The 7,651-nt window shown below is 70.7% G+C and carries 4 protein-coding genes and 1 pseudogene; 3 read left to right on the forward strand and 2 right to left on the reverse strand.

Annotated features, from left to right (window positions below; genetic code table 11):
• Nucleotides 1-19: 19 nt before the first annotated feature.
• Nucleotides 20-2,284 (reverse strand): ATP-dependent DNA helicase, encoded by a 2,265-nt coding sequence (locus VLG41_RS09870; RefSeq protein WP_325349218.1) that lies wholly within the window; start codon nt 2,282-2,284, stop codon nt 20-22.
• A 33-nt stretch (nt 2,285-2,317) separates the two neighbouring features.
• Between VLG41_RS09870 and VLG41_RS09875 the strand changes: the two genes are divergently transcribed.
• The 3 genes from VLG41_RS09875 to VLG41_RS09885 all read left to right on the forward strand — a co-directional run bounded on the left by VLG41_RS09875 (nt 2,318) and on the right by VLG41_RS09885 (nt 7,376).
• Nucleotides 2,318-3,052: a hypothetical protein gene (locus tag VLG41_RS09875; RefSeq protein ID WP_325349219.1), complete on the forward strand. Its 735-nt coding sequence runs from the start codon at nt 2,318-2,320 to the stop codon at nt 3,050-3,052.
• 555 nt (nt 3,053-3,607) lie between these two features.
• Complete coding sequence (locus VLG41_RS09880) at nt 3,608-5,311, forward strand: hypothetical protein (RefSeq protein WP_325349220.1); 1,704 nt, start codon at nt 3,608-3,610, stop codon at nt 5,309-5,311.
• A gap of 13 nt (nt 5,312-5,324) precedes the next feature.
• Nucleotides 5,325-7,376: an FG-GAP repeat protein gene (locus VLG41_RS09885; RefSeq protein ID WP_325349221.1), complete on the forward strand. Its 2,052-nt coding sequence runs from the start codon at nt 5,325-5,327 to the stop codon at nt 7,374-7,376.
• On the opposite strand, the pseudogene VLG41_RS09890 reads toward VLG41_RS09885, so the two are convergent.
• Nucleotides 7,370-7,651, reverse strand: a pseudogene (locus VLG41_RS09890) (cation-transporting P-type ATPase); the annotation flags it as partial. The gene VLG41_RS09885 and the pseudogene VLG41_RS09890 sit on opposite strands and share 7 nt — an antisense overlap.

Here is a 7,651-nt window from a genome sequence, read left to right on the forward strand (position 1 = left end):
GGCCGAGCCGTCGATTCGCTCAACGCACGCCCCACCAGGGCGGCAGCAGCGCGCGCACCTCGGGGCTGGCGAAGCGCTCGTCGAGCAAGAGCAGCGTGCCCCGGTCCTGCGGTGTGCGGATCAGGCGGCCGGCGGCCTGCACCACCTTGTGCAGGCCGGGGTAGAGGTAGGTGTCGGCCCAGCCCTGCGATCCGGTGGCCTGCAGGCGCTCGCGCAGGGCCTCGCTCAAGGCATCGGGCGGCGGCAGGCCCAGGGTGGCGATGCTCACGCCCACCAGGCGTGAGCCGGGCAGGTCGATGCCTTCGCCGAACACGCCACCCAGCACCGCGAAGCCCATGCCCTGGCCGCCTTCCACGAAGCGGGCGATGAAGGCCTCGCGCGCGGCCTCGTCCATGCTGCGCGACTGCGACCACACGGCCACGTCCGGGTGCGCGGCGCGGAACGCTTCCATCGCCTGCGTGAGGTAGTCGAAGCTGCTGAAGAAGGCGAGGTGGTTGCCCGGCTGCGCGCGGTAGTGCGCGCCGAGCTCGTCCACCAGGCGCGGCAGGGTGCGCACGCGGTCGGCCCAGCGGGTGGACAGGCCGCGCGCCACGCGCACCGACCACTGGGCCGGGTCGAAGGGCGAGGCCACCTCGATGCGCGCCACCGGCTCGGGCAGGCCCAGCAGGCGCTGCGCGTGCGCCATGGGCGCCAGCGTGGCCGAGAACAGCGTGGCCGCGTGCGCGCCGGCCCAGCGCGGCGCGAGCAGTTCGGCCGGCAACAGGCAGCGCAGCGCGAGCTGCGGGCGCGGCTTGCCGCGCCGCGTGGGTGGTCCGGGCGATCGCTCCACCACCGAGTGCGTGCCGAAGCGCTCGGCCACGCGCAGGAAGTGCACCGCCTCGAACAACCACGGCTGCAAACCCACGGCGGCCTGCGGGTGGCGCGCCATGAAGTCGGTGAGCGTGGCGACGTGGCGGCCCAGCGTGGCGATGAAGGCGGCCGGGAGGGCGTCGTCGAGCGCCGGGGTGTCGGGCTCGTCGAGCGCCAGTGCGCCCCAGGCGCGGTGAACCGCGTCCATGGTGGCCTTCAGGGCCCGCGGCGCCTGCGCGCGCCAGGCGCCGAATCGCTGCGGGTCCAGCTCGGCGCTGTACATGCGGCGCGCGCGCTCGGCCAGGTTGTGGGCCTCATCCAGCAAGAGTTGCACGCGCCAGCCCTCGGCCTGCGCGAGCGACCAGGCCTGCGCGTTCAGGTCGAACCAGTGGTTCACGTCGCCCACCACCACGTCGGCCCAGCGCTGCATCTCCTGCGCCAGGTAGTAGGGGCAAATGCGGTGCGCGAGCGCGACGTCGCGCAGGGCCTCGCGGTCCAGCCAGGCCACACGCGCGGCCTGCTCGCGCGCGGCGCCCAGGCGGTCGTAGAAGCCTTGCGCCAGCGGACAGGACTCGCCGTGGCAGGCCTTGTCGGGGTGCTCGCAGGCCTTCTCGCGCGCCAGGCGTTCCAGCACGCGCAGGGGCCGCGCGTTCAGCCGCCGCAGGCCGTCGAGCGCGATGGCGCGGCCCGTGGTCTTGGGTGTGAGCACCAGCAACTGCTCGCTGCCCAGCACCGGCATGGCGCGCAGGGCACCGAACAGCGTGGCCACCGTCTTGCCGATGCCGGTGGGCGCCTGCGCGAGCAGGTGGCGCCCCGCGCGCTGCGAACGGAACACGGCCTCGGTGAGTTCGCGCTGGCCGGCGCGGTAGCCGTCGAAAGGGAAGGGCGTGGCCGCGAGCGCCGCGTCGCGCGCGCGGCGGTGTTCGGCTTCCTGCCGCGCCCAGTCGCGGTAGCGCGCGCAGAGGTCTTGCGTGAAGGCCCGCAGCGATTCGCGCGTGCCCTGGCGCGTGAGCACGGTCTCGTGGCCGCTGTCGATGTCGTAGTAGACCAGCGCGAGTTCGATCGCGTCGAGGTTCTCGGCCTCGCACAGCAGCCAGCCGTACACCTGCGCCTGCGCCCAGTGCAGGGCCTGGCGGTTGGGGGTGATGAGGGTCGGGTCGCCGCGGTGGGTCTTGGTTTCGTCGAGGCGGCGGGCCTGCGGGTCGTAGCCATCGGCGCGGCCCTGCAGCAGCAGGCCTTCGCACAGGCCGCTGAGCGTGCGCTCGCGCTGGTAGTGCGCGGGCCGACGCGCGGCCACGCTGGCATGGCCCGCAATGCCCTCGAAGGCGCTGGGCGCCGGCGTGAAGCGGTGGTCCAGATCGCCCGCGCGGGCCGCGAAGTCACACAGGCGTCGCACGGCGACGCGCAGGGGCTCGGAGACGGGTTCGGCGGACACGGAGCGGGGATCATACGGAACGAGAATCCCCCCGTGAGCGAGCCTTCTTCCCTGCCTCTTCCCCTGACCCGGCGCCACCACCAGCGCCTGCGCGAGATGCACCGCTCGGCGGGCTGGCCCTGCCACGATGCGATCGAGGTCGAGCTGATCGCGGCCGGCTGCCTGCTGCGCTGCTTCGACGACGCGGGCCGCGAGCACCTGCGCGTGAGCGACGAAGGCATCGCGCTGCTGGCGCGCATCTACGCGCGCAACCGCGCCGCGCTGTCGGCGCACGAGGCCCTGGTGCAGCGCGTGGCGCTGGAGCAGGCGCGCGCGGGTCGCCTGGCCTGGTGCGGCCTGGCCCTGCGCGCACCCCTGCCGCGCGCGGACGAGCCACTGGCCAACGACTGGGTGATGGCCTGTCCCGACGTGTACTCCATCCGCCGCAGCTCGCGCGCCGACTGGCTGGAGCCGGTGGTGCACGAGATCAAGGTGAGCCGCGCGGACCTGCTGTCCGACCTGCGCAAGGCGGACAAGCGCGCGGCCTACCTGGGCATGGCGGGCGCAGTCTGGTACGTGCTGGGCCGCGACGCCAAGGGCCGGCCGGTGGGCGATGAAGGCGACGTGCCCGAGGACTGCGGCGTGCTGGTCGACAGCGGCGCCATGGGCTGGGAGATCCGCCGCGAGGCGCCGCGCCGCGCGGTGCCGCAACTGCCACTGGGCGTGTGGCTGGCGCTGGCGCAGGCCACGCCGGTGCGCCTGGACGAGCCCGACCAGCAGGGGCTCTGAGCGGCGGGCGCGCCAGCGCGCTCGCTGCGCGTTTCCTCACCGTTTTCTCTGGTCAAGCCATCGGGTCATCGGCCGTCTTGCCGGGCCGGCCTCGGGCGGGCTGCGGATACCCGAACGCACACCGCACCGATACCTTGTCGCCTCACCGGGTGGTGGGCAGGCCCGGATCGCACGCTGGCGGATGTCGCCTGGTCGCACGCTCGCCCGAGATCCCTGAAGGAAGAAGACATGCAGATGGAACGTCGTTCATTGCGGTGGTTCGCGGCCGCGATGGCCGCGGTGTACTTGAGCGCCTGCGGCGGTGGTGGTGGGGATGCGCCCAGCGACGCCGACGGCTCGGGACACAGCGCCACCCCCAGCCCCAGCGCGGCGCCCGGTTCAAGCCCTGGTCCCAGCCCGAGCCCGGCCCCGGGCGGCAGTCCGCCGCCTCCGCCGCCAGCGGGCACGCCCCCTGCGGCGCCACCACCGGGATCGGGCTCCGCGCCGATTCCCGATCCCGGCGCCCCGCCGGCTGTGCCGTTCTCCGTCACCATCACGTCCGCGCCGCAGCGGGGCTTGAAGCTCGAATGGCCCGCGGTGGAAGGCGCCAACGGTTACCGGATCGAGCGCGATGTCGATGCCAACGACGGTGTCGACAACTTCGTGATCGTTGGCGGCAGCTTTGTGGCAGCCCCCGGCACCTCCCGCACCTTGACCGACCTTCCCCTGGCTGAAGCCATACACCACAAGTACCGGGTCGTGGCCCTGTCGTCCATAGGCCCTGCCCTGGCAACGGCCACGACCCCGCCGGTGAGCGGCGACCTCGCCAGTTCGATCACCACCATGATCGACAACACGCTGCTGGACGATTCGCTCGACAACGTTCCGCGCGCCATGGCCACTGCCGTGCGCTATGACAACGTGCACGTACTGGCCGTGGGGCAGCCCGGGGCGAACCAGGGCAGGGGCATCGTCAGGGTCTACGAACGTTTCACCAATGGCGGCGCCTGGGTTCTGGTTCAGACCCTGGCGAAGCAGTCGTCGCTGCCGGCGCTCAAAGACCATTTCGGCGCCAGCGTGTCGCTCTCGCCCAACGGGCTGTACCTGGCGGTGGGCATACCGGGCGACCGGCGGCCGCGGCCGCCGACCGAGAGACTGGGCGTCAACCCCACGCTGAATGCCGGTATGAGCGAGGTTGAAGATTCGGGTGCGGTGGAGGTGTACCACTACGCCGGCACCGAATGGGAGAAGCACTCCTGGTTCAAGGCGATCAATGCGGGACCGGGCGACGCCTTCGGCACCGCCGTAGCGATCAGCGACGAAGGCCACCTGATCGTGGGCGCGCCCAACGAGGACAGCCCCGCGGCTTCCGGCACGTATCTGCCGGCGTCCGGCGATGCGCCGGAGTTGCGCGATGACCCGGCCACCGCCGTGGACCGGGGCGCCGTGTACACCTACGCGAATGGCCCCTCGGGCTATTCCTTCGGGGGGTACATCAAACCGCCCATCATCGGGAACGAGACCACCTTGCACTTCGGCGCGGCCATCGCGATCGATTCCCTCGCGCGACGGGTTGCCGTGGGCGCACCCCGTGCCTCGTACAACGGCGAGGCCGCCGGTGGCGTGGTGCTCTACGACATTGCCTGGACCCCGGGACCGCCGAGCTACCCATCCCCGATCGTTTCCTTCTGGACGCTGAAGCGGGATTTCGGACCGGGCAGCGGCCGGCCCCTCTCCTCGACCAACGAAAACCCCCCCTTCTCTTCGGACGCCTTCCGTGGCCTCGGCGGCTCCCTGTCCATGAGCCAAGACGGCAACTGGCTGGCCGCTGGCTATGCCTACGGGTCCAAGGCCTTCCTGTACCGCAACCTGGGCGGCACCTGGAACGAGCATTCAAGACCCGCGTCCACCGTGCCCATCGATGGCGACCGCTTCGGCGTCAGCGTGTCCCTGGTCAATGGTCAAGACGGGCTCAAGCTGCTGGTGGGCGCTGACCACGACGGGAGCCGGCACAACGGTCTGATGCGCGCATCGGACATCGCGCGCGACGACTTTGTGGCCACGCCGGAGAGCGGTGCGGCCTATTACTTCGCCGGACGCCTCGACGCCGGCCAGCCCCTGGTGCTCAAGGCCCGATTGAAGGCGCCCGAGCGCATGCTGCGCCAGATGCTGGGCCAGGCCACGGCCATGACGCGCGACGGCACTGAACTCCTGCTCACGGGTGAATACAAGGGCGATTCGAGCAGGCCCGCCGGGCAGGCGATCTTCTTTGGTTATTGAACGGATGAATGGAATGGCGGTGAAGGAACAAGGAATGCCGACGGTGCGTCGTTCGATGCGGTGGTTCGCGGCCGCGATGGCGGTGGTGTATCTGAGTGCTTGTGGTGGCGGGGTGGATGAGCCCGCCGATGGTGGTGGAACAGGGGGAGGATCGAACGCAACGCCGAGCCCGAGCCCGAGCCCGAGCCCCGCGCCGGGCGGCGGCCCGCCGCCACCACCCCCTTCATCGCCACCGCCGCCCGCGGCACCGCCACCCTCGGGTTCACCGCCAGCGTCACCACCCCCCGGCTCGGGCACGGGGCCGATTCCCGATCCTGGCACCGGGTCGGGCACGCCGGCCATCGCGCTGACGATCACTTCTGTTGCACAACGTGGCCTGAAACTCGATTGGCCAACAGTGGCCGGTGCATCGCAATACCGCATCGAAAGAGACGTCGACGCCACCGATGGCACCGACAACTTCTTGGAGGTGGCGCAGTCCGCTGGTCCTTCGATCAGCTTCACCAACCTGAGCCTGGTGGAGGCGATGAACCACAAGTACCGGGTCACGGCTTGTGGGGCCAGCGGCTGTGACCTGGCGGCCGGGACCGCCATGGTGACCGGCGACCTGGCCGGCTCGATCGTCAGTGCGAACCAGGCAGTGGACGATGGCTCCCAGGGCCGTGTGATGGCCACCGGAAAGCGCGGCACCACGCACGTACTGGCGGTGGGCATGCCGGGTTTCAATGGTGAGCGCGGCATGGTGCTGGTCTACGAGCGCGCGCAAGACAGTGCGTCCTGGTCGGTCTTGCCGACGACCCTGCTGCGCTCGACCGGCGTGCCTGCCGAAGGTGGATCCGTGCTCGACCACTTCGGCGCCAGTGTGGCCTTGTCGCCCAACGGCGAGTGGCTGGCGGTGGGCATGCCGGGTGACGACGCGCCCACGGATGAGGATGGGGTCAATCCGCCGTTGGCCGGTACCGCGACAGGGGTGGACGGGTCAGGCGGCGTGCGCGTGTACCGCCACTTCAATGGAGCCTGGTCCATCGTGGCGCGGATCAAAGCGCCCAACGCGAGGAAGGACGATGCCTTCGGCGCCTCGGTGGCCATCAGCAACGAGGGACGGCTCCTCGTCGGCGCGCCGAATGAAGACGGCGGGTCGAGCGGCGACGTGTACTTGTCGGGCGCGATCGACTCGACGGTGCTGGACAACAAGACGGCCGAGGACCGCGGCGCCGTGTATGCCTATGCCATCAGCGGCGATCTCTACAGCTTCAGGGCTTATGTGAAGCCGCCCGTCCTTCAGCAGAATCCGACGTACGCGTGCTTCGGCGTCGCCCTCTCGGCGGACCAATCCGCGCAACGGGTCGCCGTCGGTGCGCCGTGCGGGTCCTACAACGGCTCTGGCGCCGGCGGGGTGTTCGTGTATGACATGGACTGGATATGGTCCGGTGGAGCCAAGCCCGCGCCGGTTCAGATCGGCTTCGCGCCACCGACCCTGCGCGACCTCAGCATGTCGCCGAACCCGGGCCCATCGTCCGCTGCCTACCGGGGGTTCGGTGGGGCCGTGTCCATGGCCCCGCAGGGCGACTGGCTGGCCGTGGGCTACCCCGACAAGAGCCATGAGCCCACGGATGGCAGCATCGCCCGATCGGCCGCGGGCGAGGTGACCGTGTACCGCCACCAGGGTGCGCAATGGAGCCAGCACTCGGTGTTGCTGGCGCCCGCGCCCCGAGCCGCCGACCGCTTTGGTATCAGCGTGTCGATGGTCAATCCCAACGGTCCTCGCCTGCTGGTCGGCGTGCTCGAAGACGACAGCGACCACATCGGCCTGCGGCGGGCGGCCGACTTCGTGAACGAGGGCGGCACGGGCGGTTCGAACACGGGCGCAGCGTACTACTTCGTCGAGAACCCCGATCCCACCAAGCCCATGCTGCGCAAGGCACGATTGAAAGGGCCCAGGTCCGTGAGCCATCAGCATCTGGGCCGGGCCACGGCCATCACGCGGGACGGCAGTGAGATGCTGCTGAGCGGGCAGTACGTCGACGGTCCCAACGGTTCGTCCGCCATCTTCTTCGGTTACTGAGACCGGCCCCCGCGCAGCAGCCTCAGCCCGTTGAACACCACCAGCAGACTCGCGCCCATGTCGGCGAACACCGCCATCCACATGGTGGCGTTGTCGAACAGCGCGAGCAGCAGGAAGACGAGCTTGATGCCCAGCGCCAGCGCGATGTTCTGCCACAGCACCGTGTGCGTGCGCCGGGACAATCGAATGGTTTCGGGCAGCTTGCGCAGGTCGTCGTTCATCACGATCACGTCGGCCGCCTCCATGGCGGTGTCGCTGCCCGCGCCGCCCATGCC

It is taken from the genome of Hydrogenophaga sp. (assembly GCF_035481345.1).
In the GTDB taxonomy this organism is placed as follows: domain Bacteria; phylum Pseudomonadota; class Gammaproteobacteria; order Burkholderiales; family Burkholderiaceae_C; genus Hydrogenophaga.

Excerpts from the sequence above, each read along its gene's own strand:
- VLG41_RS09885 (WP_325349221.1), top strand. The coding sequence starts at position 5,325 with ATGGCGGTGAAGGAACAAGGAATGCCGACGGTGCGTCGTTCGATGCGG.